General features: G+C 71.0%; 33 protein-coding genes and 1 pseudogene. 23 read left to right on the forward strand and 11 right to left on the reverse strand.

Features of this window, described 5'->3' with window-relative positions; all coding sequences use genetic code 11:
• Positions 1-64 precede the first annotated feature (64 nt).
• The gene (locus ACWDVG_RS12890) at positions 65-574 is read left to right on the forward strand and encodes an RICIN domain-containing protein (protein WP_451698985.1); all 510 of its coding nucleotides are present in this window, start codon (positions 65-67) and stop codon (positions 572-574) included.
• 37 nt (positions 575-611) lie between these two features.
• Here ACWDVG_RS12890 and ACWDVG_RS12895 read toward each other — a convergent pair whose 3' ends face one another.
• Positions 612-1,565 (reverse strand): class I SAM-dependent methyltransferase, encoded by a 954-nt coding sequence (locus ACWDVG_RS12895; protein ID WP_451698987.1) that lies wholly within the window; start codon positions 1,563-1,565, stop codon positions 612-614.
• A 69-nt stretch (positions 1,566-1,634) separates the two neighbouring features.
• Positions 1,635-2,735 (reverse strand): helix-turn-helix transcriptional regulator, encoded by a 1,101-nt coding sequence (locus ACWDVG_RS12900; RefSeq protein ID WP_451698989.1) that lies wholly within the window; start codon positions 2,733-2,735, stop codon positions 1,635-1,637.
• A gap of 39 nt (positions 2,736-2,774) precedes the next feature.
• Here ACWDVG_RS12900 and ACWDVG_RS12905 point away from each other — a divergent pair, with 39 nt between their 5' ends.
• Positions 2,775-3,254, forward strand: a complete 480-nt coding sequence (locus tag ACWDVG_RS12905; RefSeq protein WP_451698991.1) for a hypothetical protein — start codon at positions 2,775-2,777, stop codon at positions 3,252-3,254.
• Entirely contained in the window at positions 3,251-3,559 is a 309-nt protein-coding gene (locus ACWDVG_RS12910) for a hypothetical protein (protein WP_451698993.1), read from the forward strand. The genes ACWDVG_RS12905 and ACWDVG_RS12910 overlap by 4 nt, the downstream gene beginning before the upstream one ends.
• 29 nt (positions 3,560-3,588) lie before the next feature.
• Here the strand turns inward: ACWDVG_RS12910 and ACWDVG_RS12915 are convergent.
• A pseudogene (locus ACWDVG_RS12915) lies at positions 3,589-3,814 on the reverse strand (SAM-dependent methyltransferase); the annotation flags it as partial.
• Positions 3,815-3,847: 33 nt separating this feature from the next.
• Complete coding sequence (locus ACWDVG_RS12920) at positions 3,848-4,153, reverse strand: 4a-hydroxytetrahydrobiopterin dehydratase (RefSeq protein ID WP_451698995.1); 306 nt, start codon at positions 4,151-4,153, stop codon at positions 3,848-3,850.
• Positions 4,154-4,271: 118 nt separating this feature from the next.
• Here ACWDVG_RS12920 and ACWDVG_RS12925 point away from each other — a divergent pair, with 118 nt between their 5' ends.
• Positions 4,272-5,078, forward strand: a complete 807-nt coding sequence (locus tag ACWDVG_RS12925; protein WP_451698997.1) for a helix-turn-helix domain-containing protein — start codon at positions 4,272-4,274, stop codon at positions 5,076-5,078.
• On the opposite strand, the gene ACWDVG_RS12930 is transcribed toward ACWDVG_RS12925, so the two are convergent.
• From ACWDVG_RS12930 to ACWDVG_RS12940, 3 genes are all read right to left on the reverse strand, one after another.
• Entirely contained in the window at positions 5,068-5,490 is a 423-nt protein-coding gene (locus tag ACWDVG_RS12930; RefSeq protein WP_451698999.1) for a hypothetical protein, read from the reverse strand. The genes ACWDVG_RS12925 and ACWDVG_RS12930 overlap by 11 nt on opposite strands.
• Before the next feature lie 1,236 nt (positions 5,491-6,726).
• Positions 6,727-7,782, reverse strand: a complete 1,056-nt coding sequence (locus ACWDVG_RS12935) for a YaaC family protein (protein WP_451699001.1) — start codon at positions 7,780-7,782, stop codon at positions 6,727-6,729.
• A gap of 253 nt (positions 7,783-8,035) precedes the next feature.
• The gene (locus ACWDVG_RS12940; protein WP_451699002.1) at positions 8,036-8,725 is read right to left on the reverse strand and encodes a Shedu anti-phage system protein SduA domain-containing protein; all 690 of its coding nucleotides are present in this window, start codon (positions 8,723-8,725) and stop codon (positions 8,036-8,038) included.
• A gap of 441 nt (positions 8,726-9,166) precedes the next feature.
• Here ACWDVG_RS12940 and ACWDVG_RS12945 point away from each other — a divergent pair, with 441 nt between their 5' ends.
• Positions 9,167-9,943 carry an NUDIX domain-containing protein gene (locus ACWDVG_RS12945; protein ID WP_451699004.1) on the forward strand — a complete coding sequence of 259 codons (777 nt, stop codon included), beginning with the start codon at positions 9,167-9,169 and terminating at the stop codon, positions 9,941-9,943.
• Here the strand turns inward: ACWDVG_RS12945 and ACWDVG_RS12950 are convergent.
• Positions 9,927-11,063 (reverse strand): XRE family transcriptional regulator, encoded by a 1,137-nt coding sequence (locus ACWDVG_RS12950; protein WP_450330301.1) that lies wholly within the window; start codon positions 11,061-11,063, stop codon positions 9,927-9,929. The genes ACWDVG_RS12945 and ACWDVG_RS12950 overlap by 17 nt on opposite strands.
• A gap of 706 nt (positions 11,064-11,769) precedes the next feature.
• Here ACWDVG_RS12950 and ACWDVG_RS12955 point away from each other — a divergent pair.
• The 18 genes from ACWDVG_RS12955 (at position 11,770) to ACWDVG_RS13040 (ending at position 24,272) form a co-directional block, all read left to right on the forward strand.
• Positions 11,770-12,033 (forward strand): DUF6284 family protein, encoded by a 264-nt coding sequence (locus ACWDVG_RS12955; RefSeq protein WP_451699006.1) that lies wholly within the window; start codon positions 11,770-11,772, stop codon positions 12,031-12,033.
• On the forward strand, positions 12,030-12,368 hold the full coding sequence (locus tag ACWDVG_RS12960) for a hypothetical protein (RefSeq protein ID WP_451699008.1): 339 nt from the start codon (positions 12,030-12,032) through the stop codon (positions 12,366-12,368). The genes ACWDVG_RS12955 and ACWDVG_RS12960 overlap by 4 nt, the downstream gene beginning before the upstream one ends.
• Entirely contained in the window at positions 12,365-13,369 is a 1,005-nt protein-coding gene (locus tag ACWDVG_RS12965; protein WP_451699010.1) for a DUF2637 domain-containing protein, read from the forward strand. The genes ACWDVG_RS12960 and ACWDVG_RS12965 overlap by 4 nt, the downstream gene beginning before the upstream one ends.
• On the forward strand, positions 13,366-13,599 hold the full coding sequence (locus ACWDVG_RS12970; RefSeq protein ID WP_451699012.1) for a hypothetical protein: 234 nt from the start codon (positions 13,366-13,368) through the stop codon (positions 13,597-13,599). Before ACWDVG_RS12965 ends, ACWDVG_RS12970 begins: the two co-directional genes overlap by 4 nt.
• Positions 13,599-13,934 carry an RRQRL motif-containing zinc-binding protein gene (locus tag ACWDVG_RS12975; protein ID WP_451699014.1) on the forward strand — a complete coding sequence of 112 codons (336 nt, stop codon included), beginning with the start codon at positions 13,599-13,601 and terminating at the stop codon, positions 13,932-13,934. Before ACWDVG_RS12970 ends, ACWDVG_RS12975 begins: the two co-directional genes overlap by 1 nt.
• Before the next feature lie 16 nt (positions 13,935-13,950).
• The gene (locus tag ACWDVG_RS12980) at positions 13,951-14,172 is read left to right on the forward strand and encodes a hypothetical protein (protein WP_451699016.1); all 222 of its coding nucleotides are present in this window, start codon (positions 13,951-13,953) and stop codon (positions 14,170-14,172) included.
• A 37-nt stretch (positions 14,173-14,209) separates the two neighbouring features.
• Positions 14,210-14,824 carry a hypothetical protein gene (locus ACWDVG_RS12985; RefSeq protein ID WP_451699018.1) on the forward strand — a complete coding sequence of 205 codons (615 nt, stop codon included), beginning with the start codon at positions 14,210-14,212 and terminating at the stop codon, positions 14,822-14,824.
• Between the two features lie 2 nt (positions 14,825-14,826).
• Positions 14,827-15,045, forward strand: coding sequence for a hypothetical protein (locus ACWDVG_RS12990; protein ID WP_451699020.1), 219 nt, complete (start codon positions 14,827-14,829; stop codon positions 15,043-15,045).
• Positions 15,046-15,663: 618 nt separating this feature from the next.
• Positions 15,664-16,230: a hypothetical protein gene (locus ACWDVG_RS12995; RefSeq protein ID WP_451699022.1), complete on the forward strand. Its 567-nt coding sequence runs from the start codon at positions 15,664-15,666 to the stop codon at positions 16,228-16,230.
• Positions 16,231-16,252: 22 nt separating this feature from the next.
• Positions 16,253-16,645, forward strand: a complete 393-nt coding sequence (locus ACWDVG_RS13000; RefSeq protein WP_450393529.1) for a hypothetical protein — start codon at positions 16,253-16,255, stop codon at positions 16,643-16,645.
• Between the two features lie 14 nt (positions 16,646-16,659).
• Positions 16,660-18,867, forward strand: a complete 2,208-nt coding sequence (locus ACWDVG_RS13005) for a hypothetical protein (protein WP_451699024.1) — start codon at positions 16,660-16,662, stop codon at positions 18,865-18,867.
• Entirely contained in the window at positions 18,864-19,325 is a 462-nt protein-coding gene (locus tag ACWDVG_RS13010; protein ID WP_451699026.1) for a DUF6197 family protein, read from the forward strand. Before ACWDVG_RS13005 ends, ACWDVG_RS13010 begins: the two co-directional genes overlap by 4 nt.
• Before the next feature lie 17 nt (positions 19,326-19,342).
• Positions 19,343-19,510 carry a hypothetical protein gene (locus tag ACWDVG_RS13015; protein WP_451699028.1) on the forward strand — a complete coding sequence of 56 codons (168 nt, stop codon included), beginning with the start codon at positions 19,343-19,345 and terminating at the stop codon, positions 19,508-19,510.
• An 8-nt stretch (positions 19,511-19,518) separates the two neighbouring features.
• A complete protein-coding gene (locus ACWDVG_RS13020; RefSeq protein ID WP_451699029.1) occupies positions 19,519-19,854 on the forward strand; it encodes a hypothetical protein in 336 nt (111 codons plus the stop codon).
• Between the two features lie 152 nt (positions 19,855-20,006).
• A complete protein-coding gene (locus tag ACWDVG_RS13025) occupies positions 20,007-20,846 on the forward strand; it encodes a DNA primase (protein ID WP_451699203.1) in 840 nt (279 codons plus the stop codon).
• Between the two features lie 106 nt (positions 20,847-20,952).
• Positions 20,953-22,494 (forward strand): YfjI family protein, encoded by a 1,542-nt coding sequence (locus ACWDVG_RS13030; protein WP_451699031.1) that lies wholly within the window; start codon positions 20,953-20,955, stop codon positions 22,492-22,494.
• Positions 22,495-22,803: 309 nt separating this feature from the next.
• Positions 22,804-23,037: a helix-turn-helix domain-containing protein gene (locus tag ACWDVG_RS13035; protein WP_451699033.1), complete on the forward strand. Its 234-nt coding sequence runs from the start codon at positions 22,804-22,806 to the stop codon at positions 23,035-23,037.
• Positions 23,038-23,102: 65 nt separating this feature from the next.
• The gene (locus tag ACWDVG_RS13040; RefSeq protein WP_451699035.1) at positions 23,103-24,272 is read left to right on the forward strand and encodes a site-specific integrase; all 1,170 of its coding nucleotides are present in this window, start codon (positions 23,103-23,105) and stop codon (positions 24,270-24,272) included.
• A gap of 234 nt (positions 24,273-24,506) precedes the next feature.
• On the opposite strand, the gene ACWDVG_RS13045 is transcribed toward ACWDVG_RS13040, so the two are convergent.
• The 3 genes from ACWDVG_RS13045 to ACWDVG_RS13055 all read right to left on the reverse strand — a co-directional run bounded on the left by ACWDVG_RS13045 (position 24,507) and on the right by ACWDVG_RS13055 (position 26,705).
• A complete protein-coding gene (locus ACWDVG_RS13045) occupies positions 24,507-24,668 on the reverse strand; it encodes a hypothetical protein (RefSeq protein WP_451699037.1) in 162 nt (53 codons plus the stop codon).
• Between the two features lie 61 nt (positions 24,669-24,729).
• Positions 24,730-25,140, reverse strand: a complete 411-nt coding sequence (locus tag ACWDVG_RS13050; protein ID WP_451699039.1) for a hypothetical protein — start codon at positions 25,138-25,140, stop codon at positions 24,730-24,732.
• Positions 25,141-25,241: 101 nt separating this feature from the next.
• Positions 25,242-26,705, reverse strand: a complete 1,464-nt coding sequence (locus ACWDVG_RS13055; RefSeq protein ID WP_451699041.1) for an APC family permease — start codon at positions 26,703-26,705, stop codon at positions 25,242-25,244.
• Positions 26,706-26,714 lie beyond the last annotated feature (9 nt).

Raw genomic sequence — 26,714 nt, forward strand, 5'->3', positions numbered from 1 at the left:
GCGCGGCGGTGAGGAAGGACCCCGGTGCCGCGCTCGCGGCCGGCACCGGGGCCTTCGTGTCGTCATGTCGTACGGACGAGAGAGGGGTACGGGTGTGGGTGCGAGTACGGGGGGCGGGGCGCCGACGCCGGTGGCGAAGGGGCTCTACCGGGTGCGGAACGTGGCGAGCGGGCTGCTCCTCGAGGTGTACAAAGGGTCCTCGCGCAGCGGGGCCAACGTCCAGCAGGGCACCGAGAACGGCACGCCGGGGCAGCAGTGGCACATCGTGCCCGTACCGAACGGCGGGGGCCTCTACCACCTGGTGAACGCGGCCAGCGGGAAGCGGCTCGACGTCGCCAACGCCTCCACGGAGAACGGCGCCAACGTCCAGCAGTGGAAGGCGAACAACTTCGGCGCGCAGGAGTGGATCATCGAGCGGGATCTCCAGTCGCCTGACACGGTCGCGCTGGTGAGCTTCATCAGCGGGCTGCTCCTGGAGGTCGCCGAGGAGTCGAAGGAGGACGGCGGCAACGTGCGGCAGTGGGAGGACACCGACTCCCCGTTCCAGTGGTGGCAGCTGGAGCCGGTGTCCTGATCGTCGGCGGCGGGTGAGCCTGCGGGGCGCCGCCGGGTCATCCCCTGCGGGCGGCGTGCACCGTACGGGCCGTCAGGTGGAACAGATCGGGGCGGCGGTGCAGCGACTGCTCGTCGGCCGGGTCGAGGAGCCGGTCCAGGGTCGCCCGGTCCTCCGTGTCGAGCGCGCCGGCGAGGAACTCGCGCAGGCGGCCGAAGTGGCTGACGGCCAGCTCCCTGACGCCCGCCGGGACGGGCGCGGGAACGTCGGTCAGGAAGGTGCGGGTGCCGGCCGGGGTGAGGCCGACCGAGGCGAGCAGCGCCCGCCAGTCCTCCGCCTCGCCCTTGGAGCCGGGCAGCTCGGCGCGCATCTGCGCGAACCGGTCGGCGTTCAGGGCGTCCAGCCGGGCCTCCAGGCCGGGCCGGCCCCAGCCGAGGTCCCTGGGCAGGTGCCGGGTGGGCAGCCCGCCCTCGACGAGGGCGACGGTGCCACCGGGGCGGAGCAGGGCGGCGAACTCGGCGAGCGCGGCCCGCTGGTCCCCGATGTGGTGCAGGGAGTTGCCCGCCCAGATCAGGTCGGCCTCGCCCAGGGTGCCGATGTCGTCGGGGAGTTCGGCGTGGCGGGCGGAGACGCGGGCGCCGAGCCCGCGGGCCCCGGCGCGGGCGAGGGCGCGGTCGAGGAGTTCGGTGGCCCCGTCGACGGCGACCGCCTCGGCGGCCGGGAACGCCTCGGCGAGCAGGGCGGTGACGACGCCCGGGCCGCTGCCGATGTCGAGGATCCGGCGGACGCCGTCCCGCGGGCCGAGCGTGCCCACCCAGGCGGCGGCCTCGGCGTAGGCGGAGCTCGCGAGCTCGGCCTCGCGCTCCAGGTGCGCGGCCAGCTCGTTCCAGTCGGGTTGGGTGCCGCCGTGGTGCGGGTGGTGGTGGTGCTTGTCGGTGTGCTGATGGGCGTGGGCGTGGGCGTCCGAGGGCATGTGCGCGGGCGCGGGGCGGGAGTCGCGATGCTGGGTCATGGCTCCAGCGTGCGACCGGACGTTCCGGATCGCCAGAAATGTTGCCGGTACGGCAAAAGGAAGGTCGGCTCAGCCGTAGCGCGCGGCCAGGGTCCGTACGGTGGCGGCGATCCGGTTCCGCAGCTCCACCGGGGCCAGGACCTCCACGTCCGCGCCGAGCGCGAGCAAGGTGTCGTGGGCGTGCTCCGTCGACTCGACGGGGAGCGTGGCGCGGGTCCAGCCGTCGCCGTCCGGGGTGCCGGTCTCGGCGAGGGCACGCGCGGCGGCGCCGGTGAGGCGCGCCGCCCCGCGCGCGGAGAGCCGGACGACCGCCTCGCCGCGGTGCAGCCGGGCGTGGAAGTCGCTCTGGCTCGCCCGCCAGTGGGCGGCGAGGTCGAAGTCCGCCGGGACCGGAGCCTCTTCGTCGGTGACGGTGAGCGCGAGGATCTGGTCGACCCGAAAGGTGCGGGGCGCCCCGACGCCGGTCGCGGCGGCACCGGGGGGAGCGGCGGGAGCCGCAGGCGCCGGGACTGAGGCCGGGGCCCGGACGTCGGCCGGGGCCTCGGCCGGGACCGGACCCTCGGCCGGGCCCTCCGCCCGAGCCGGGGCCGGGGCCGGGGCCGCGACGAGGTACCAGCGGCCCGCCTTCAGGACGAGGCCGTACGGGAGCAGTCGGCGGTCGACGTCGGTCGGCTCCTTCCAGCGGCGGTAGCGGACCTGAAGGATCCGCCCGTTCCGTACGGCCTCGGCGACCTCCGGGAGGAACGGCGCCGCCGCCGGCCCCGCGTCCTCCGCGTACCAGCCGGGGGCGTCGATGTGGAAGCGGGCCCGCAGCCGGTCGACGTGCTCGCGCAGCGGGGCGGGCAGGGCGGCCCGCAGCTTCAGCTGGGCGTCCACGAAGTGCGCGCCCAGGCCGAGCCCTTCGGCCGCGCCCGGCATCCCGGCGAGGACGAGCGCCTCCGCCTCGCGCGTGAACAGTTCGGTGAGGCGGTGGCGGTGCCCGGCGAGGAGCCGGTAGCCGCCGCGGTGCCCGGCGTCCCCGTAGAGCGGGACGCCCGCCGCGTGCAGGGACTCGACGTCCCGGTAGACGGTGCGCACGGAGACCTCCAGCTCGGCCGCCAGTTCGGCGGCGGTCATCCGGTGCCGGGTCCCGAGGAGCAGCAGGATCGAGAGGAGACGGCTGGACTTCACTGACACAAGGTGTCAGTGAAGTCTTCCTACAGTCCAGCCATGGCTTTCGCAGAGAAGAACCTCCTCGCGCTGCCGCCGGTCGAGATCGGCGGCCGGCACCTCAAGCGCTACCACGTCTCCGCCGGTCCCGCCGGGATCGAACCCGAGGTGGAGCGGGCCGCGTACGCCCTGCTCCCCGCACTCCTTCCCGAGCCGGACGGCACCCCTCCGGCGGGCTTCGTGGTGCTGCACCGGGGCGCCGACAGCGGCGCGTACCTCAACGTGTACAGCTGGGTCTGGGACAACGTCCTCCAGTTCACCGGCGCCGCCGCCGGCCAGGCCGCGCTCGGCTGCCCGGACACCGATCCGGCCCACTTCGTGCGCGTCGACCGTTCCTGGATCGGCTGTGTCTGGGAGCTGGCGCCGTACGGGCACGAGCGGAGCGCCTGGGTGCGCCACGTGCTGACTCCGGCCGCCCCGGACCTGCCCGGCTATCTCGCGGACGCGCTGCGCACCGGCACGACGGAGGTGACGGCGTGACGCCCCGGGACGCGGGGGCGACGGTGGAGGGGCGGCACGGGTTCGCGTTCCTCGACGGCCCGTGGCACGTCCGCAACCGGCGGCTCGTCGACTTCCTCGATCCGGCGAGCGGCTGGGAGGAGTTCGACGGCCACACGTCGGGACGTCTGCACTGGGGCGGCGGGGCGCACGTGGACGAGATCACGTTCCCCTCGCGCGGCTACAGCGGGATCACGGACCGGGCGGCACGCTGGGAGCAGGCGTTCGCGCCCGAGGGGTCCGGGGAGTGGGTGACGAACTGGGTGATGGACTTCAGCCGCGCTTGACCCAGCAGGCCAGGGGGTGGCTCGGGCCGGGACCGTCCTGGTCGGCGGTCCGTGGTCGCGGCGTCGGCGCCGTACACGCGGAGCCCGGGCCGGACGAGCCGTTCGGTGACGAGGCCGGTGCCGCAGGCGAGGTCGAGGAGGGTGCGCGCGGCGGGCGGCACGAGCCGCAGCACCCCGGCGGCCGCCGCGTCCGCGCGGGGCACCCCGCCCCTGGGTCTCGTCGTACCGCGCGGCCTCGGCCTCGTCGTCGGGCATGGTCCTGGTGGTGGTCTCCCCCTGGGCGTCGTGTCAGTGCGCGCCGTGGCCGGGGGCGATGCGTTCGACGCGTTCGGCGAGGGTGAAGTCCTTCTCGGTGACGGCGCCGCCCGCGGAGTGCGTGTGCACGGACAGGGTCACCGAGTCGTATCCGAGGGTCAGGTCGGAGTGGTGGTCGAGCTCCTGCTGGAGCTGGGCCACGTGCACGACGAGGGCGGTCGCGGCGAAGTGGTCCGCGAGCCGGTAGGAGCGGGTGAGGCGGTCGTCCTCGACGGACCAGCCGGGGAGTTCCCGCAGGCGGTCCTCGATCTCCTTCTGCGACAGCGGCTGTGTGGACACGCGGTGCTCCCTCCGGTCGGGCGGTGCGGGGTGGGCCCCGGCGTGGCGGGTCGGGGCGGGCGGACAGGGCGCCACGGGAGGTAGCTACCCGGGTCTCCCTCTGGGATACCGTCTGGCCATGACAACTGTCGTGAGCGACACGGGCGTGGGGCCGCTGCTGCGCGGATGGCGCGAGCAGCGGCGGTTGAGCCAGCTGGAGCTGGCGCTGCGCGCGGATTCGTCCGCGCGGCACATCTCCTTCGTCGAGACGGGCCGTTCGCGGCCGAGCGAGGACATGGTCCTGCGGCTCGCGGAGCACCTGGAGGTGCCGGTGCGGGAGCGGAACGCGCTGCTGCTCGCCGCCGGGTACGCCCCCCGGTACGCCGAGTCGCCGCTCGACGCCCCGAACCTGGAGACGCTGCGCTGGGGCATCCAGCAGCTGCTCGACGGGTACGAGCCGTATCCGGCGCTCGTGGTGGAAGGCACGTACACGGTGGTGGCGGCCAACAAGGGCATCGGGCTGCTGCTCGACGGGCTGCCGGAGCACCTGCTGACCCCGCCGATGAACGCGATGCGGATCACCCTGCACCCGGAGGGCCTCGCGCCGCGGATCCGGAACCTGCGGGAGTGGCGCGGTCACCTCCTGGCCCAGATGGACCGTCAGATCGCCCTGGCCCGTTCGGAGCAACTGCGCACGCTGTACGAGGAGGTGGCGGCCTATCCGCTGCCGGAGGAGGTCGGCCCGGAGGACCGGCCGGACGCGGAGCCGTATCCGTACTTCGCGCTGCCGCTGCGCATCGAGCACGACGGGCGGGTGCTGTCCTTCGTGTCGTCGATCTCGACGTTCAACACTCCGATGGACGTGACCGTCGCCGAGCTGGCCATCGAGACGTTCCTCCCGGCCGACCCGGAGACGGTCGCGTACCTGCGTTCTCTCAACGGCTGACGGAGGCGGCCCGCAGGGCGGCCCACTGGAGTCCGGCGAAGCCCGCGACGGTGGCCGCCTGCGTCGGGGTCCACAGGAGCCCGGCGGTGGTGGGCTCCAGCCAGGCGACGAGGGCGACGACGCTGAGCACGGCCCACAGGACGTTGGCGTCGACGACGAGCTTGACGGCGAGGGCCGGGGGCTGCGGGCGGCTCGCCAGCCAGGCGACGCCCGCGGCGAAGGCGGTGAGGAAGAGACCGAGTCCGAGGAGCAGGCCGGCGTCGACGCCGAGGAGTTCGCCGAGGGGGCGGGAGGCGGCCACGTAGGCGATGCCGTTGGCCCCGGTGACGGCGGCGTCGAGGGCGAGGAAGCGGCGCACCGCGGACTGCGGCCGGGTGGTGCGGGCGAGACCGGCGAGCAGGGCCTGGGACATGACGGATCACCCTCCAGATGGGGTCGTGCGGGACGGGGTGGTCCCGGAGCCCGGTCGGAGTGCGCCGCCCGGGTTCCGGTGGAACAGAGCCTGCCGTGCGACGGGCGGAGGGTCGATTACGCCGGGGGTAATGCGCCCCCTCCCCCGGCCTCCGTCAGACGCCCGCTCGCCAGGCCTCAGGGGAGCCACTGTGGCCGCTGAAGTCCGCTTACGTCCGCTGGGTGTCGCCCCGCGTGGCTCCCTGTATGGCTCCCCCTGGCCAGCAGGGGCTGGTGGGTGCGGGCTCGCCAGTCCTCCGAGTAAGGCAAGGGCAACACATCGACGGGCTGTCGCTGCTTGTTGTTGCACAGGAAGTGGCGAGCCTCCCTGCTGGCCTCGGGTTCCTGCCATTGATCCAGGTCGCAGCGACCGAGGACTGGTGGCTGCTGGTGAGTGTTGGTGCCCCTGGGCCGCCCTCGGACGGCCCAGGGACGGCCCAACTCTCCACTCCGCGTAAGCCTCCCCGCCAGCAGCGCCCCTCAGCGGGTAGGCGCGAACCACCCTGCTGGAACGCACTGGTTTGCCTGTGCTGGCCGATCGGCTACCACCGCTTTAGGAGTTCGATCGGGTCGACCGCGCATAGCCAACGGCCGGGGATTCTTTACCGCTGGAGACCAGCCTCGGCCACGCACGTCCTAGCCTGTTGATGTCAGCCGTGAATGTCAGTCAGTGGTCACCACCAGGACCACTTCTTCTTCCGAAGCTCCTGCTTCTTTGCCGCGGCTTCCTTCTTCTTGCGGTCCACCTGTGCGCGAGCGGTCCACTCTCCCTGGTGCCTCCAACACTGACCACTGCCCAGGTCAGCCGGCTGCTTACACCGGCCTCCCCTCTTCGTCAGAGCCCCGCACCTCGGCTGGGTCACCGTCTCTCCTCTCCCCTCCGGGAACCCGTACGGACCCTGGCAGCATCCAGTCCACGCGGTGGTCAGGGAAGGCGCACACGGGTGCACGGTGAGGCACACCGCTTCGGAGGGCGCGTGCCTTTCGATCGTTTTGCCAGGTCAGCGACCTAGGGATGGCCTGCCATGTCTCGTGGGTGCACAAGTAAGCCGCGAGCCCTGCCGCAGTGTGATGCGGTGGCGACAGCTGCTTTGTGAGCCCGCCCGGACCCCCGCCCTCATCAGACGGGGGGTGCGGTACCCATGGACAGCTTTTGTACCGCTGGCATCGTCGTATGTTCCGAAGGCTGCTCGTCGGCTTAGGTCGTTACCTCGTCGATCGCCGCGAGGATCAGCTCAGGCACCGCGGCAAGGGCGCTGTCCAGGAGGTACTCGAGGGCTACAGCGTCTTTACTGCGGTTCACATCGATCTGCGCAGTCCACTGACCTGGCTGATAGCGGGCAAGCATTGAGAGCGTGTAGAGCACCGCCCACCAGGCCAACAGAGGGTGGATCTCGCGGTCGTCACCGCCAAATCGCGCGTGGATCACTCGGGTGGAGCCTGAGAGGCTGCGCCCCTTCCACGGTGCGATTTCCTCGAACCTGCGCTCTGCGGCCTCATCTCCGCCCACCACGTCCCACACCAGGCGGCAGCCGATCGTGCCTTGCATCGAATTCCAGCTTTCCGGGCCGCTATCAGGGATGGCGCCAGTCGACCGGAAGCGGTACCCCGCCAACGAAGGATAGTCGGCGAGCCACGCGCGTACGGCCTGATCACGGTCTTGCAGGCATGCATGGTCTTGAAGGTGTCCAGGCAGTCCGGACACCATCGCCTGCAAAGCGTTGGCGTCGACCTGATGTGTCTCTCTACTGACTGATAGCTGCGGACGAGTTGTCGACTGCAAGGGCCAGAGATTCACCTCCGGGATCGACGCCCACACGTCCGCAAGACGTGCTTCCTCAGGCAGCGATCGCGATCCGAGCATCGCCGCAACCTGAGTAAACGACTGAGTTCCGTGCACGCCCTTGTCTTTGACAGTGACCGAGCCCAGGTCTGACTGGTCCATGTTGGCTGCGGCGATTCCGTGGCCGATTAGGCGACATTTGTCAGCGGGGACGGGTGCACACGCTGCGATGGCCCTACCCGCCTGGCTCAGGCCGTAGAAAAGTACGAGGGGCCTGGACGCCGGTCCAACCGAAGCTGCTGCGGTGAAGAGTTGCTCAGACTGCTCCAGTGCTGCGCTGAACAGCTTCTGGCGCGCGCCTGTGCTCGCATACCCCGGGGGGCTCGGACGTAGCTCTCGTAGAGCCCTCCATACTGCCGCTGTCTCGGGATACGTCTGATCAAGGTACGTGGGATACGGCCTGCGAACCATGGCCTTATCTTGCCAGTGCAGAGCGCACCGGCGTGGCGTTTGGACCAAGTGCGCCGTAGCTCCCTGCAACACGAGGCCAGTCCGTGGCTACAGTCCCCGAGTCCTGAGCTTGGGAATCATCGATCCTCCCGCCGCTCACAGGCCTCTGACCAATACATGTAAATGTCAGAGCCTATCGTTTGGCCCTCGCAGGTTGCCGCTGTTGACCGCCGCTCCCGACCGGTCTGGCACGAAACCGGCACGCACTGATGGGCTATTTAAGGAAGGCGCATTCGTAGCAGGGCTCATCGGAGGCCAAGGAGTTTCGGTATCCTCGTCGGGCCTCGTCGGCCAACCAGTCATAGGTGCGGATCATGGCCTGACGTTCCCGGGACAAATGACCGCGATTCACGCGATCGTCGCCAGTCATGTCTGCGCGCCGGCCGATCACCACGAGTCCCCGAGCCTCGCTATCGATTTCCACCAGGCCCAGACCTTCCTTGTTCCCTCGTGGGCGCCGTTGGGCGGATTCCATGTTGTCCCTCAGCCAGCGACGCCACTCTGTAATCTGATCAAGCCCCTCCCGGAGCTTCTCGGCGGGCCGGTTCTGCTTCCCCTCACTCTTCAGGAAAAGGGGAGCTCTAGGGCTTTCCAGCTCGATCATCGTCCAGTGCAGAGCAACGCTGTCGATACGGGCCACGAGGAAGTCGGGAACGTACGCGTTACCAAGGCGTACTTGCGGATGGACCCAGCGGCAGCTTCCACCTAGCTGCTGGGTGAGCATGGATGGGTTCTTAGTGAGGAACTCTTGTAGCGGCCTCTCATCTTCTGCGGTAGAGAGACAGGCTTCGTACTGCTGCAGGAGCTTCGGGGTTTCAGCGTGCTCCTCGCTACAGACCCGCACGAAGCCAACAGCAGTCAACTGATCATGTGTTGAGCGAATCAGCCTCGCATGGGCATCCATGGTCAGCATTGTGACAGGGGGTACTGACGATGCAACCTCTTCGTAGACTCTGCCCCGGCCGTGGACGGCCCTGGCTCCCGTCCCGTCTGCCGTCGACCCACACACCGTGGAACAGGCGCCGTGCCGGGCGCCCAGGTGGAGCGCCCCACTGGACGAACGACCGGGACGCGCGGTGCCGTGTCTGCTCGGCGCTACCTGGGCCGCCGGCAGACGGGACGGGAGCCCCCGCCTCCACACTCCCACCGGCCGGCACCCGCGTACGGTCCCCTCCTACCCCGGAGTCGGAGCGCCCGTGCCGGAGGCATCTCCTTTCCATCCGCCCACTATCAGCGTCCGGGGTGGACCAGCCCCGGAAGAGAGGTTCGCATGCCCGAGTCACCCGCTCTGCTCCCCCGATACGCTGGCTATCACCAGCCGACAATCAGGGAGTGTGCGCCGAGGATGGGACCCAAGACGCAGAGGGTCTACGAAACGATCCGGTCGTGGATCGAATCGGGCCGCTACAACCCCGGCGACAAGTTGCCCTCCGAGCGGACACTGAGCGCTGAGCTTGAGATCGGCCGTACCGCGCTGCGTCAGGTGCTCGCCCGTCTGGCGAGTGAGCACCTCATCAAGGCTCACGATCGCAGCTCCTACCGCATCCTTGGTGGCACAAGCGTCCCGACGCCAGCAGAGATGGAGCCGTGGAAGATTCACGGCTCCCGCCAGGTCTACGAGAACCCGTGGGTGAACCTGGACCTGGTCGACGTCGAGCCTCCCGGCGTCGAGCGCTTCGAGCACCACGTCGTTCGCCTCTTCCGCGTGGCGATCACGGCCGTAATCGACGACCAGGACCGCGTTCTCATGCTGTGGCGGTACCGCTTCGTGCCGCAGCAGTGGGGCTGGGAGCTGCCCGGCGGCATCGTGGACACGGGCGAGGACGCGGCCACCACGGCGGCGCGCGAGACCGAAGAGGAAACGGGGTGGCGCCCCGGCCCCGTCGAGCACGTCGTGAGCTACCAGCCGATGATCGGGATGGTCGACTCGCCCCATGAGGTCTTCGTGGCCCGTGGCGCTAAGAAGGTCGGCGAGCCGACCGACGCCGAGGAGGCTGGCGAGGTCGCTTGGATTCCCCTTGATGACATCCCGCGCCTGATGACTGAGGGAAAGCTCATGGGCTCCGGCACGCTCGTGGCCCTGCTCCACGTCCTCGCGTCCCGGTCTAGAGGCGCCCGGTAAGAAGCTCCACACGCCGGCGGTACCGCACGGATCCCGTGCGGTTCGCCAGCAAGCGGGCCTTCTGGAGATGCGACCGTGCCTCGTCCAGCTCGCCGCGGGCTAGGTGCGCCTGGGTGAGGTCGCAGTGGATGCCGGAGTTCGCGCGCACGAAGGTCTCATCAGCGCTGCCGAGCGACGCGTACAGCTCCTCCATCGCCGAGGTGTCCCCGAGCTTGGCCAGGACGTTCCCCCGCCACCTCGACAGGTGACCGGTATTGAGGAAGATGCTCAGCATGTCGGCGTCGCGGACCTCTCCGTCATCCGGAAGGAGTGCGGTCGCCCGCTCAAGGGCCGCCCTCGCGGCTGGCTCCATTTCCGGGCCGCCCACGGCAGCGCACAGCTCTGCCTCTGCCGCCGCTAACCATGCCCTCAGGCGGGGTGACTGGCGTTCGGGGTAGGTGCGCTGTGCGTCGCGCACCAGCTCGACCGCCAGCTGAGGCCGACCAGCGTCCGCAAGTACGTATGCCTGCTCGCCCATGGCATGCGCCAGGTACAACGGGGATTCGGCGTCTTGGGCTGCCTTCTTGGCCAGCTCGTACCGCCTCCATGCGCGGTCCACGGCACCGGCGTCCAACGCCTGCCAAGCGGCGAGGGTGGATGCTCCTGCGAGGGCAGTCGCGAGGGGTCGCCGCGCGGCTGGCAACACGGCGAAGGTCAAGGCCTCCTCCATCGCCGCCAGGTGACCGTTCATCTGGTCGACCAGGCCGGTCGCGCCCATCTGACGGTCCATGGTCCGCAGCAGCTCGGTCTGGGCCAGGAACGACGGGACCATGGACTGGCTCAGGCTGCCAGCCGCGTCGATTCGGCTCAGCAGTTCCGCGTAGCCGTCCGCCTGAGGCTCAGGCGTCTCGGGCTCACCACGCAGCTCGACGTCCGTGGCCCCCAGAAGTTGCCGCAGGATCGAGGCGTACCGATCCGTGAGGGCACGGCGTCCGTTCTCCCACTCCGACACATAGGTCTTGAGGCTGGCCGCCGAGGCAATGTCGAGCAGCCGTTGCTCCGCGAACCGCCGCATCTCAAAAATCAGCCGGTCCTGCGACCAGCCCCGCGAGGTCCGGATCGCCTTTAACCCCTTAGCCACGCCGCCTCCGTAAAGCCGCAGGTGAGAGCTGGTTAACCCTCTTGAGGTTAACCCCAGTTGGCTTCCGACACCCCCGCCTTCGACCGTTCCATCGAAGAGCACACCGACACGCACCTCGAACCGAGGGGTTGCATCTGGTGCGCACCAGATGCCACTCTTCTGGTGCGCACCAGATGGGCCTTCGGGTTCTGAGGTGAGCACAGGACGGCTCTCTTAGGGCTGCCCTTTGGACGCCCGGAGGGTCCTCGGAAGGGGCTCGATGGAAGCGCCAGTCACGGTTGAGAACTGAACAGTGGACACAGGCATCTGCGACAAGCCGCAGGCCCTGCCGTACGCGAACAGCAAGCACCTTGCTCCGGCCGCCCTTCGGGGTGGACCACGGAGTCTTCTGCGTCGGTGAGACAGGGGCAAAGATCGCGAACTGTCATTCCGTCATGTCCGCTCCTATGGAGGCCGGCGTGAAGCGCTTAAGACCCTGGGCGCCCCTCCCGCTGGACCGGCGGAGTGGCCATGCCCACCGTGTCATCTGACCTCCGCAGCCCTCTGGTTGCGGCCGGTTGCCTCCCTCGCCCGTCCGGCCCCCGTCACCCGGGGTGTCGTACGGGCGGGGTTGAGGGGAGCCGGATGGTTCCAAACGGCGAGAGGTCCCGGAGTTGCACCTCCGGGACCTCGTTAGGGCCGTTCCTCTGAGAAGGGAGCACGACCCATGAAGTCCATCATCACACTCCCCGCCACCTCCCAGGCGCTGGCGTTCGACGGTGAGCCGTCGGCGGCGGAGCTGGACGCGATCGAGCGGGAGATGCCGCTGATCGTGGCGGAGGTCGACCTGCTCGACGTGGAGATCGCGCTGCTGGACCGGCCGGTCACGGACCTGGACGCCCAGCGGCTGCGTCGCCGCCGGCGCCGAGTCCTGACCCTCCGCCGGGACCTGACCAACCGCGCCGCGGTGCAGCCGGGCGGTGCCGCGTGAACGCCCGCACACTCTCGGATCTGGCGGCGCCACTGACGGCGCTGATCGTCCTGGACACGAAGTTCTCGCACCTGCCGGCGCCGAACGTGGACCTGTGCCCGGTCTACCCGGACCGGCTGTGCCTGTCGCTGCACGACGACCTCGGCGCGTTCGAGGCGTGGCGCGAGGCCCTGAACATCGATCCGGCGGCGGTTGTTCACCGCGTTCAGCGTGGGGGCGGGACGCTGGTGCTGAAGGTTCACGGCCGGTTCGCTGGCGCCGACATCGAGCTGACCGGCTACACCCTTGATCTGACCCCGGAGACGCTGGCGGCGGGTTGGGGGGCGGTGTCGTGAACGCTGTTCAGATCCGTTCAGCCGAGCAGGCCCTGAGCGTGGGGACGTGGCTGATCGTGTGCGGGGCGATGCTGTACTCGGTCCTCACCGTCACCCCGCTGATGCGGGCCCACACCCCCGACGCCTGGGACTGGACCGCCCCGATCCTCCCGATCGTGGTGGACGCCGCCGTCGTCATCGTGGTCCGGCTGGACTCAGTCCTGGCTCGCCTGGGCGGGGAGGGCGGGCGGTGGCCGGTGGTGCTGCGGTGGATGACCGGCATCATGACCCTCGCCCTCAACACCGTCGACTCCGCGCTGAAGAAAGACCTGGTCGGAGTGGCCGTCCACGCGGTCGCACCCCTCCTCCTCATCGTGACCGCCGAGACCGGCCTGGCCTACCGCCGCGCCATTACCGCCGCCGTGACCGGGCTGGAGGAGCGGGAGCGGGCCGAGCGCCGGCGCCGCGAGCAGGAGGCCCGGCAGCGCGCCCAGGAGGCCGAGCAGGCCGCCCGGCAGCGGGCCGACGAGGAAGCACAGCGGGTCCGGGAAGAGCGCGAGTTCGAGGCGAAGCTGGCCCGTGAACAGCGTGAGCACGAGGCGGCGCTGGCCCGTGAACAGGCCGAGCGCGAGGAGCGCCGGGAGCGGGCGGAGCGGGAGGCTCGTGAACGCGATGAACACGAGCGTGAACAGCAGCGCCTGGCCCGTGAACGCCGTGAACGCGAGGCCGCCCAGCGTGCCGAACACGACCGGCGGCAGGCCGCCGAGAAGGCCGCCCGTGAACAGCGTGAACGACGGGAACGGGCCGAGCGTGAACGCGCCGCGCTCCTCGCCGCCGGCCCGGCCGAGAAGCAGCAGGAGAAGGACTTGGCCCTGCGGACGGTGGCCGCGGCGTTCGCCGCCGGACTGCCCGTGCGGCAGGCGGCCGAGCTGTGCGGCTGGTCCACCGGCTGGGTGACCGGCCGCTACCAGGAACTGCGCGACACCCACCCCGCCCAGGCCCTGGAAGGAGCGTTCCGGTGAAGCTCTCTCCGCACACCAACCCGCCCGAGCCCGACAACCTCCTCATCCGGTTCCACAACCAGACCGGCGCCGCCATCGACGTCACCGGCACCCGAGCCTCCTACGGCTCGACCTGGCACTGCCACGGCTGCGGAGACCGTCCCGACATGCACGACCACCTCGGCTTCACCCGCCGCGCAGCCAACGAGCACGCCACCACCTGCCGGGCCTCCTACCACCGGCTCCGCTGATGGCCAGCCTGCCCGTCTACCGGTGGCGTCTGGCACCGGAGGGGCTGGCGACGTTCCGGCAGCTTCGGGCACTGGGGCTGCGGCCGGCAGGTCAGCCGGTCGTGGCCCAGCTCGAACGCCCCCGCCGCCGGCGCGGACCCCTGGTCGCCTACCTCTACCGGATCGACCTGGCCCGGCCAGTGCGTCCGATGACCCCGGCCCGCTGGGCGGCCCTCGCCGCGGCGAACGCCGCCCGCCGGGTGTGCCCGGAGTGCGGGCGAGACGCCGGATACCGCATCCCCGCCTCGCTCGGCATGTGCACCGCCTGCGCCTACCCCGACACGTCCGCTGCCTGACCCAAGGAGTCACGTCATGAACCCCGCCACGGCCGCTGCCGAGGTCATGTACCACTTCGTCCTCACCATCCGGACCGACGACGGCAGCACCGTCACCGACGCCGACACCGTCCCGCTCAGGCCCGGCACCCACACCCGCGTCCAGATCCTCGACGCCCTGCGCGCCAGCATGCTCCAGCGCCTCGGCCTGACCGTCTGCTCCGTCCTGTTCTTCGCCCTGGAGCCGAACACCCTCTGACCTGCACCGCTCAATCCTCTGGAAGGAGGCAGTAGCCATGTCCGGGATCGACTGGGACAAGGAGTTCAGCCGTATCAACTCCGAGGCCCCGGAGAAGCCCAGCACGTCCACCAAGTTCTCGCTCAAGGCCGACGGCCTACGACGCAACACCGCCGCGCTCGCGGCGTGCGGTGCGATCGCCGTCCTCGCGGTGTGCGGCACGGTCATCGCCGTCACCAGCATGCAAGCCGAGCAGGCCGCCCAGGAGCGTGCGCGGGCCCAGGAGGACGCCGCGAACTCCCTGGTTGCGGCGGAGGCCGACAAGCAGCGGGCGCAGATCGAGGAGTCCGCGGCCAAGGCCGCGTACGAGCGGGAGATGACCGTCTACCGCGAGTGCATGAAGGGTCGCGCGGCGTCGGTCGCCAAGGCGTCCTCCTGGGAGGTCTCCCGAATCCCCGAGTGCCCGACCCCGGTCTTCAGCGGCACGACCACCAGGGCCCAGCAGCCCGCCAGCGCCGCTTCCGGCGGCGGCATCACCTCCAGCCCGTGGCTGTGGGTGGCGCTCGTCGGAGGCGGCGGCCTCCTGGCCTACAAGAAGCTCTCCGCGCCCTCCGGTTCGGGCGCGGTAACCCCCGCGAGCAACAAGGGATTCACCTTCGAGAAGGGTGCATGAAAATGACGCTTCAGTTCTTCGCTCTCGGCCTTTTCTGCTGGGCCGTGTTCTTCACCTTCAAGAAGACGAAGGGGAAGCAGATGGCGGTCTGCATCATGCTGATCGTCTCCGGCATCTTCCTGCCCTACACGCCGTTCAGCGAGTCGATCCGCGGCACGCTGGAGTCCGTGTTCAACACGGCGAACTCGACCGTGAACAACATCGGCTCCCCGTCGCACTGAGCGACCAAGCGCGGTTACCGGTTACCGGTTACAGCCCCCGAACACCCCCTCGACCCCCCGCTGGAGAGCCCGAACCGGGGTCCTGGGGGCCTGTAACCGGTAACCGGTAACCGACCGCAACCACGCAGAGTCACAGAAGGGAGGGTCATGGAACTGCTCCTACTCCTCGCCATCAGCTACCTGTTCGGCGTGGAGAAGACGCACGGGAAGTACGAACAGTCGGGAACCAAGAAGCCCCCTGCCAAAACGAAGCCGAAATGGGAACCGGCCCGGACTCCGGACACGTTTCGGAACCGGCCGTACAACATCGCGGCGAAAGCCCATTACGGACTTCTGGCGGGCGCCCATATGGCCGGTGGGCTGCGGGACGGATGGCGATCGGCCTACCTGAAGAAACCGGCCGGGAAGCCTTCCGTTTCCCCCTCCGCCGAGCCTCCTGGGGCGACTTCGTCGACAGGCTCCCCGACCCCGACGGCGCCGCAGGCGGGGGCCTCCTCGTCTTCGACGACGCCGCCGACAACGCCTCCACCGCCGTCCGCACACCCACCGCCGACGGTGCCTCCTCCCCCGACGGCCCCACCGCCGCCGACGGCACCCCCGCCGCCGGCCACTCCGCCGGTGACGGTGCCGCCGGGCTCCGCGGTCCCGCCCGCGGGCACCGTCCCGCGGCCCCGCACCGTCAAGCTGCCCGACCACATCCGGAAGGACCCCGCGATGCAGCCCAACCCGCCCACCCCGCACTCCGCGACCGTCGACGACAAGGGCGTCCACGTCACAACCGCCGCCGGGAAGTCCCGCACCTACAGCGGCGGTGAGGTCATGACCCTCACCCAGGTCATCGACCTCGCCGAGGGCTCGGCCACCTTGTGCCAGGCCAGCACCGACACCGCCCTGGAACTCATGGACGACGCCGTGCAGCTGGCGTCGGACTGCGAGGAGCTCATCGCCGACATCACCGCCAAGGGCGTCGGCGCGAACCTCATCGGCAAGTGCGAGGTGCTCAAGGAGCAGCTCGACCTCCAGGCCGCCGCCGCCAAGAAGGTCCACGACCAGATCGAGGGGGGCGAGGAGGCCTGCCGCACCGCCTCCGCGAACGCCGAGGCCCGGCACGGCGGCATCTTCCGGGCCGTCGCCGACAGCCCCCTGACCCGACCCGCCGAGCGCGACTTCTACAACGCCCGCTGACCACAGACAGGAGAAGCCCCGCATGAGCGCCACCGAGACCCTCAAGGACGCCGCCAATTACGCGGCCCTGCGCACCAAGCTGGCCTGGCTCACCCACAAGGTCCACGCCCACGCCCAGACCGTCACCAAGCTCGCCGCCGATGTCGACGACGCCGCCGAGCAGATGCTCGACGCCGCCGAGACCATGAAGGCGCTCGCCGTCGACGACGCCACCACCAGCGAGTTCACCGACGCCGCGCTGACCATGACCGGTGCCAAGGACGCGGCCGGCGCCTACACCTCCGCCGCCGACAGCGCCGCCGCGGCGGCCGACGACGCGAAGACGACCACCGAGAACGACCACGGCGGCATCGCCGACGCCGTCGCCACCTCCCCCGTCGACATGGCCGAAGCCGGCTTCTACACCCAGCAGTAAAGGAGTTCAGGACCATGGGGCCGACCCGCGCACAGTTCGTTCAGTACGCGCCCGCCGCGCTCGCGGTGGTGCCACTCGCCGCCGGCCCCTGGTCCGCCCTCGTCGCCGCGGCGGCCGGAGCCGGGGCGTGGGCCGTCGGGGCCGCCGCCCCGGTGCTGCGGTCTCTGATCGCGTGTGGGCTCACGAGCACCGGCTGCGGCATCGCCGCTGGCGAGGTCCTCGCCGCGGGCATGAATCCGCTGATCGCCCTCGGGCTCGCCGTCCCGGCAGGCGCGGCCGCCCTCGCACACCACCGCAACCTCACCGGCCACACCCCCGCCCTCGTACCCGCGACCACCGTCACGGGCGCGGGGCTGTCGTCGCAGGAGCAGGTCATCGCGGCGTGGTGGGCGGAGTTCATCTCCGGCCCCACCCAGACCGAGGGCCGCAAGCTCATCCAGCCCGGCGCCGTCCTCGCGCAGCTCGCCCTCGCTGCCGGGGGCGAGGCCGTGTCGTTCACCGGCGTCATCACGCTGCCCCAGGGCCAGCAGGTCCGGGTGAGGGCCGCCGACATCGCCGCCGTCTACCAAATCCCTGTCTCCCAGGTCGAGCTAGGCGACCCCAAGCACCACGCACCCAACGCCCTGCCCGTCACCGTCCACCTCAAGAAGGCACCTCAGCCCACCCCCATCACGGCCGGCGGCACCCCGACGACGCCCCAGGAGCTGTGGGCCGCGTACGTGGCCGTGCCGGAAGGCGCGATGCCCGGCACCACCCTGACCGTCACCCGCTACGACGGGCCGCTGGACTGGGAGGGCATCGCGACCCGCGACCGTCGGGCGATCGGCACCGTGAACCTGCAGGACCTCGCGGGCAACCTCGACCTGGAGACGATCCAGATCGCCTTGGCCCCCGGCGACAAGCCGTCGCAGATGGGGGTGCGGGTGATGCGGGAGCACGCGCTGATGCACGGCACGATGCTCTCGACGGTCCTGGACGAGCTGTCGATGGACTCGCGTGGCTACGTCCGCGCCGGCACCTATGTCGACGGCCGCCCCGCGCTCCTGCCCCTCGCACAGCCCGGCTCCGGCGCCCGCCACCTCTACCTGGTGGGCGGCTCCCGGTCGGGCAAGTCGGGGCTGCTGGAGCAGATCCTGCTCTCGGCCCACCGCTCAGGCATCGCGGTGATCCTCGCTTCTCCGCAGGCGGGGACCATCGCCGGCGCCTCGCTCTCGGCCTACCTCGGGGATGGCCTGGACGAGGCGATGGGCTCGCTGCGTCTGGCCTACGCGATGATGCTCGACCGCGAAGCCCGCTACCGCAGTCCCGCCTTCCCGTTCACCGACCCGCTGGTCCTGGTCGTCATCGACGAGGCCCACATGCTGCTCTCGGCCTCCTCCCCGCACCACGCGGAGGCGAAGGCGATCGTGGAGCAGCTGACCCGCCGATCCCTCAAGCGGGGTATCGGCGTGGTCCTGGCCACCCAGACCCCGCTGGCCGAAGACCTCGGCAACTCGACGGTGATCCGGTCGCAGCTGCTGATCGGCGGTGGCGCGGTGTTCCTGCGCTGCGCCAAGGGGCAGGGCTCGCTGGTCGGGGCGAACGCGGTGGAGGGTGCGGAGGGCATCGACCTGTCGATGATCCCCTCCCAGTGGCCCGGTCAGTACGCCAAGGTCGCCGACCGCGACATGAGCGGCCTGGCCACCGAGGCCGCCGCCGCTCCCGAGGACGGCACCTTCGGCCTGGGCTACCTCCTCACCCCCGGCTCCCAGGCCGTCCAGTTCCGCTCCCTCCACCTGGATGCTCCGCCAGTCGCTCTGGCCGGAGGCGAGCCGGTCGGGATCGAGGAGTGCGACGCCTGGCGCGAGCGCGACGCGATCGCGCAGACGCCGATGGTCGACAAGCGCGGCAAGAACCTGGTCGGCAGTCTCGCCGACCTCCTCGCCGCAGCTGCGGGCGCGTCTGCCGTGCAGGAGGCGCCCCGTCACATCCCTGGCCGCCCCCACGCGACCACCCGGCCCACCGGCCCCGGCGGGGCCGGTGGGGCCGCGCCGGCGCCTGAAGGACAGGAGCTGATCAAGCCGCGCATCCTCGAACTCCTCCAGGAGCACGCCACCCCGATGACCGCCGAAACCATCGCCCGCAAGCTGGAGACCTCCGCCAGGAACGTCAAGCCGCGGCTGTCCGAGCTGAAGAAGCAGAACAAGGTCACCAACGAGAACGGCCTGTGGAGGGCAGCATGAACACCCGCGCTCAGAACGGCTTCACCCCCCTCGACGAGGGCCTGTACGAGGCCGCGTTCCAGCTCCTCGACCCCGGCCCGCCGCCCGCCGCCCCGCAGGCGCCGGCCGCCCCCCTGCCGGTCGCCTCCAGCCCCGCCATCGCACCACCCGCGCATAGGCCCGGCCCGGTCGAGAAGACCCTCAGCGACGCGCTCGGATTCCTCGACACCCATGGCTGGGCCCGGCACTCCCTCATCCACCCCGAGGGCGCCCGCTGCTCCATCGGCGCCCTGCGCGCTGCCGCCGGAGCCCGCACCACCGCCTACCGCGACGCCGGAAACCTCCTCCTCGACGAGGCCCGCCGCCAGCACGGCAAGAAGTGGCAGACCATCCCCCACTGGAACGACTCCCACACCGGAGCCCAGGTCCGCAGCGTGTGGGAAGCCGCCATCCACCGCGCACACCACCTGAACATCTGACGCCGAAGGAGCTGCCCGTGTCGTTCTCGTTCACCAACCCCACCCCGAACCACGACGACGGCCGGTTGTTCTCGTTCACCGGCCCCGACCCGACGACCGTCGACGAACACCTCCAGACCATCGCCGACATGGCACACGAAACCCTCCGCCTCGTCGCCGAACTGCACCGCCAGATCAACACCTAAGCCCGGCCATGACCCCGCTTCTCGACTGGGGCGACGCCCGGCACTTCGACCACACCGGGAACCGACCGTGCTGCCTGTGCAGCAAACCGACCCCGATGCGGTCCCACGGCGGCGAGCCCGTCCACAAGGTGTGCGCAGAGGACTGGAACGCCGCCCACCCGAACGAGGCCCGCCGCTACACCCGCCCCGGTCCCGACCGGCCTCAGGGCGACGCCGGCACCTGGCGCTTCCACAACGACGGCCCTACCACCGACCAGCGCCTCACGGATCTCGCGCCGGAGACGCCCACAGGCTCCCGGCTCTCGCCCGTGGAGCAGGAAGAACGCGGCCTGTTTGCCGCGTGACAGCACAAGGGCGGCCCCCGTCTCGCCAAAGTCCGGGGCCGCCCTCATCCAGCACCTCTCAGAGAACTGGAGACACCCAGCATGACCCATGCGAACCAGATCCGACGAGACCGCGCGGCGGTGGCCGCGTGAACAGCCTCGCCATCAACGCCATGGCCCTCGCCGACGGCCACCTGCCCGTCCTGCCCCTCGGCGCCGACAAGCGGCCCCTCGGCAACTGCCCGGACTGCGCCGACCTGGCTTGCGGCGGCCGGCTGAACATGAAGACCCCCGGGCCGTGCGTGTGCCCGTGGCCGTGCCACGGCTGGGCCGCCGCCACCACCAACCCCACCGTCCTCGCCTCCCGCCAGTGGGGCCTGGCCTGGCGCCGGGCAAGGGCCATCGGCTACCACCCCGGCGGCGCCCTGGTCACCGTCGTCGACCTCGATAACGCAGACGCCATGGCCTGGGCCCGCACCGCCCTCCCGCCCACCACGATCGTCCAGACGACGCGCGGGGAGCACTGGATCTACCGGGGCGCGATGCGCTCCGCGAACAAGGTCCGGCGCGGCGTCGACATCAAGTCCCTGATGTCCTACGCCCGCTGGCTCGGACCCGGCACCGGCCCGATCACCGCTCTGCCGCCGGCCGTCCTCGCCCTGGTCAAGAGGGAAGAGTCCACCCCCGCCCGCGCGGCCGTGGGCTCTTCCACCCCGACCCGCTGGGACCGCAGCGTCGCCACCGGCTGCCGCCACACCCCCGCCTTCGTCCAGGCCGGCCTGGAGCGCGGGCTGGACAACATCAGGGCCCACCCCGAGCAGGGCGCCGGCACCGCCGCCTACGGGGCCGCCCGCTTCCTTGCCGCCCGGCACACCGCCTGCCCCGGCCCCTGCGGCCTCGACACCATCGCCGAGGAACTGATCCACGCGGCCATCGCCGTCGACGTCCCGGCGCCGTACGCCCGCCGCTGCGTCACCAACGGCATGAACGCCGCCCTGGGAGCCGTCGCGTGACCGCCCGACCGCCCCGGGCCCCCACGGCCGTGGGCGCCGAGAAGGTCGTCGCCGAAGGCGTCCCTCGTAGCCAGTGCCCGCGACTCACCCAGGGAAAGGACGCCGCATGAGCCCGCACGACCCCGAGCTGTGGGCCGGGTTCGAGGAGATGACCGCCGAGGACATCACCGGACCCGTCTGGGACGAGCCCATCCCGCTCAACCTCCGCGGCACCCTCCCAGCCTTCCCCGTCGACGCCCTGCCCGACTGGCTCGCCGCCATGACCGCGGGCGTCGCTGAGGAGACGCAGACACCCGTCGACCTCGCCGGCTGCCTCGCCCTCGCCGTCATCGGCACCGCCGCCGGCGGCCGCCTCACCGTCACCGTGCGCGGCCAGTGGAGCGAGCCGGTCAACCTCTACACCGCCGTGGCACTGCCGCCCGGCAACCGCAAGAGCGCCGTGTTCGGGCTCATGACCAAGCCCCTCCTCGCCGCCGAGAAGGCCCTCATCGAGCTCACCGCCCCGCAGCGAGCCGAGGCCGCCGCCTCCGCCCGGATCGCGAAAGCCGCGGCCGAGAAGGCCGAGAAGCTGGCCGCCAACGCCGAGGCCGACAAGCTGGCCGAGCTCACCGCGCAGGCCATCTCGCTGACCAAGGCCGCCGAACGCGCGACTGTCCCGGCCGAGCCGCAGCTCGTCGCCGACGACATCACCGCCGAGTCCCTGACCACCCTGCTCGCCCAGCAGGACGGACGGATCTCGATCCTGTCCCCGGAGGGGGAGATCTTCGAGATCATCGCCGGACGCTACTCCGGCGTCCCGAACATGGGGATCTTCCTCAAGGGCCACGCCGGCGACATGGCCCGCGTCAACCGCCAGGCCCGCGACGCCCAGTACATCGAGAACCCCGCCATCACCATGGGCCTGGCCGTGCAGCCGGACGTCCTGGACTCCATCGGGCAGATCAAGGGCGCCGACGGACGTGGCCTGCTCGCCCGGTTCCTCTACTCCAAGCCCGCCTCCCTGGTCGGCTACCGCAACCTCACTCCCGACCTCCTCGCCCCCGACACCGCCGACACCTACGCCCAGAAGCTCGGCCGCCTGGCGCTGACCCTCGCGGCCTGGAGCGAGAAGGCCGAGCTCACCCTCAGCCCCGAGGCCGACGCGATCCTGCTCGCCTACCAGCGCGTCACCGAAGCCCGCCTGCGCAAGGACGGCACCCTGGCGCCGATCGTCAACTGGGCCAGCAAGCGCGACGGAGCCGTCGCCCGCATCGCCGGACTCCTCCACCTGGCCACCCACCCCGAGGACGCCTGGACCCGGCCGATCGCTGGAGCGACCATGGCCGCCTCCACCCGGCTCGGGGACTACTTCACCGCCCACGCCCTCGACGTCTTCAACGCCATGAAGGCCGACCCCGCCCAGGAAGCCGCCCACACCGTCCTGACCCACCTGACCGAGAACCGCACCGCCACCTTCACCAAACGCGACCTCTTCCGCGCCATGCCCCGCAGCGAGTTCCCCGCCATGGGCGACCTCGACCCCGCGCTGAACCTTCTGGAGGACCACGGCTGGGTCCGCCAGCAGCCCCCGCCGCCCCGCACCACCCGCGGCGGCCGGCCGCCCTCGCCCAGCTACGAGACCCACCCCCGCCTCACCCCCGGCGCCTGAAAACCCCCCAACCCGCTGACAGAACTGACAGAACCTCCCGAACAGCCCTCTGACCTGCGGAAACAAGCAATTTCGGAGCTCTGACAAAACCTCCGGAAACTCTGACAGAACTCAAAAAACCTCGCCCGTCGGGCGATGGGCTGCTCTGACAGAACCGAGGTTTTCGAGGTTCTGTCAGAGTTTTTTGAGGTTTTGTCACAACGGCCGATGTGGCCGAACCTGCAGGTCAGAGGCCATGCGGCGAGGTTCTGTCAGTTCTGTCAGCACTTTCCGGGGTTTCCGCGCCCCGGACCGAGCTGAAGGAGCCTGATGGCAACCGCTGACCCGGGGCCCCACCCCACCACCGCAGTGCCGCTCGTTCGACGCCTTCACCCCGTCGAAGACGCGGCCTACGTGCTCGGCTTCGAGCGAACCACGGCTTGGCAGGAGATCCGCCTGGGGCGTCTCCGGACCGTCCGCGTAGGGCGCCGGCGCCTCGTTCCGACGGAGTACATCGAGGAGTACGTCGAACTGCTGAAGCGCGAAGCCCGCTCTGCCGCCTGAGGCCACCCGACCAGGGGTCGCACTGCACGTGGTGCGACCCCTCCTTTTTGAAAGGCACGAACACGATGACCAGCGAGGAAGCCTCGGCGCGCAAGAAAGCAGCGAACGGCGATGACTCGATCTACTGGGACCAGTCCAAGAACCGTTACATCGGAGCCATCTCGCTCGGCTACACGCCGGACGGGAAGCGCCGACGGCCCAAGGTGTCCGGCAAGACCAAATCCGAGGTTCGGGCGAAGCTTCGGGAGCTCCGAAAGGGGCTCGCCGTCGGGGTTCAGACCTCCAGCAGGCACACGATTGAGATCGCCGTGAACAAGTGGTTGGTCCGCGGGCTGCGAGGCCGGGACGAGAACACCCTCAAGACCTACCGGAGCCTGGCGAGCAACCACGTCATCCCCGACCTCGGGAAGGCCAAGACTCACGAGCTGACCGCCGACGACGTCGATGAGTGGCTGACGGCCAAAGCGGATGAGGTGTCTCACGAGACCCTGAAGAGGATTCGGTCCATCCTTCGCCGCTCGATCGCCCAGGCCCAGCGCGAGGGAGTCGTCGCACGCAACGTGGCCGAACTCGTGGAGCTTCCGCAGGGCCGGGAAGGTCGTCCCAGCAAGTCCCTGACGCTGGAGGAAGCCCAAGCGGTCCTCCAGGCCCGGCGCGGTTCGTGGATTCACGCCTACGTCGTGCTGGCGTTGCTCGTCGGGGTACGGACCGAGGAAGAACGCCCCCTCACCTGGTCGCACGTCCACATCGATGCAGGCGACGGGGATCGTCCGCACATCGACGTATGGCGCTCCGTCCGGCGAAGAGGTGAGACCAAGACGCGCAAGAGCAAGAGGTCGCTGACCATGCCTCACTACGCCGCAGCCGTCCTCTCACAGCACCGTCAGCATCAGCAGGAAGAGTGTGCGGCGGCCAACATCGAGTGGGCGGACAGCCGACTTGTCTTTCCTCATGAGGACGGGACTCAGCGGAGTTCGACCAATGTCTTGAGGAACCTCCGCGCGCTGCTCAAGGACGCCGGCCTCCCGGCTCCCCACACCTGGACGACACGGGAGCTGCGAACGAGCTTCGTCTCTCTTCTCTCCGACCACGGAACGCCGATCGAGGTCATCGCGAGGGTCGTTGGGCACAGCGGCACTCAGACGACCGAGACCGTCTACCGCAAGCAGATCCGTCCGGTGATTACGGAAGGGGCCGAAGCCATGGACGAGATCTTCAAGCCCGACGGCGCGTAGTTCTCACCCGGTGGCTCCCTCTGTGGCTCCCCTGCCTGCGGCAACGACGCCCGACGTGGGCGTCACCTGGGAGGACGCGACGCCCAGGGGCGTGGCGAAATTGCGCCGGGGGTAATGCCGGGTGGGGGCTCGGAGCGAGGGCGGCGGGCTCCGGCCCGACGCGGGGCCGGCCAGACGCGGGGCCGACGGGCCGCAATCGGATGTCCCCGGGCTCCGCGTCGGGCCGGCGGGGTGTCAGTGGCCTGATGTCTCCGGGCGGTCGCGGTCCGGTTCCTGCGCGGTGGACCGGGTGCGGGAGGCCGGGGGTGCGGGTTCGGCGCGGTCCGTGGCGCGGCTGCTACGGGCGGCCTCCGCGCGCAGGAGGGCCTGGAGGACGGCGTACGGGTCTGCGGACATGGCGAAGCTCCTCGGGTGATCCGGGGGGGGTGGTGTCGGGGCTGTCGGAGGCACGGGCCTCTCAGCAGCGCATCACCACGCGCCGGTGCGCTTCGCCGCGCGGAGCGGGTACCGGGAGGGCGCCGGGGCTCCGCGGGCGCCGCCGGGGGCCGCGGGGCCGCCGCGGCGGGGGTGCGGGCCTGAGCCGTCGTGGGTGCCGTCGGGTCCGGCCGGGCAGCCCCGCGTCGGCCGCCGCAGGTTCGTACGTCTCGCCGCCCTGCTCGGGCGTGGGCACGGGCGCGGAGGGGGCAGGGGCCGGGGCGGGGGCCGTCGTTCCGGAGGGCGGCGGGACGGTGCCGGTGAGGGCGCCCGCCGCACCGGCGCCGAGCAGGACGGCCAGCAGGAGGAGGAGCAGCAGGACCGGCCACGGGCGCGCCCGTCGGCCCGCCGGGAGGGCGGCGGGCGCGACGGGCGGTCCGGGCAGGGGGCTCACGGAGATCCGTACTCCCCCGTGCGGCGGCCGGGACGGCGTGCCGGCGCCGAGATCCGCCCGGGCGGACTACGGCGGGGGGCCGGGATTCACCGTCCCGGCGGTCACTCCCCCTCTGTCTCCGAAGCCGCTCCGCGCGCGGCTCCGGGCACCGCTCCGGCGCGCTGCCTGCGGGCCGACATCCAGGCGTACACGAGGACGCCCGCGAAGAGGAACAGCACGCCCTGGTAGACGGCGGCGTACCCGGATCCGGCGACGAGCCAGAGGGAGAAGCCGAAGGCGGCGAGGGCGAGGACGGCGTCCCGGACGAGGCGGGGGCGGTGGACCCGGTCGGCCTGCCCGGAGAGGAGGAAGTAGAGCTGGGCGGCGGTGGAGAGGAGGTAGGGGACCGTGGCGGTGAAGGTGGTGACGAGGACGAGGATCTCGAAGACGCCCTCGCCGCCCGCCGTGTAGTTGTAGACGGTCAGGAGCGAGGCGAGGACGACGGTGACGAGCACGCCGACGGTGGGGACGCCGCGCCGCTTGACGGCGAAGGCCCTCGGGAAGAGGCCGTCGCGGGCGGCGGCGTACGGGGTCTGGGCGCTGAGCAGGGTCCAGCCGTTGAGCGCGCCGGCCATGGAGACGAGGGCCATGCAGGCGACGGCGGTGCCGCCCCAGGTGCCGCCGAACATCAGGTTGACGGAGTCGGTGAAGGGCGCGTCGGACTCGACGAGGCGGTCGTGCGGGACGGTGCCGAAGACCGACAGCGTGGTGAGCAGGTAGAGCGCGGCGGCGCCGAGGGTGCCGAGGACGGTGGCGCGGCCGACGTTGCGGCGCGGGTCGCGGACCTCGCCGGCGCTGACGGCGGCGGACTCGACGCCGAGGTAGCTGAAGAGCAGGATCGCGGCGGAGGCGGAGACGGCGCCGAGGGCGCTCTCGTCGCCGGCCCGGAAGGGGCCGAGGTTGGCGCTGTCGAAGAAGAGGAGGCCGCCGACGGCGACGAGGAGCAGCGGCACGAACTTGAGGACGGTCGCGACGAGCTGGACGGCGCCGACGTAGCGGGTGCCCGCGAGGTTGGCGAGGGCGGGCAGCCACTGGAGGAGCAGGGCGGCGGCGAGGGTGGCGGGGACCGAGCCGTGGATCGGGACGAGGACGTCGAGGTAGCCGACGGCGGCGACGGCGAGGGCCGCGTTGGAGACCCAGGTGGTGACCCAGTACGACCAGGCGGCGAGGAACCCGGCGAAGTCCCCGAAGGCCTCGCGGGCGTAGACGTACGGTCCGCCGGTGCGCGGGTGGCGGTGGGCGAGGTGGCCGAAGACGAGGGCGAGGGCCAGGGCGCCGAGGGTGAGGACGCCGAAGGCGACGAGGCTGATGGTGCCGTGCGGGGCGACGGAGGCGGGGAGGAGGAAGATGCCGCCGCCGATGATGTTGCCCATGACCAGGGCCGTGGCGACCGGGAGTCCGAAGCGGCGGGCGTGCCGCTGGGCGGGGCCGGGCGCGGCGGACACCGCGGACGGTGCGGGGGGTTCCGGGGAGCGGGGGCTGCCTCCGGTGGGTCCGCTCTGTGGAGTTGTGGTGGCCGTGCTCATGGGGTGGTG

Source organism: Streptomyces sp. NPDC003327 (genome assembly GCF_053589515.1).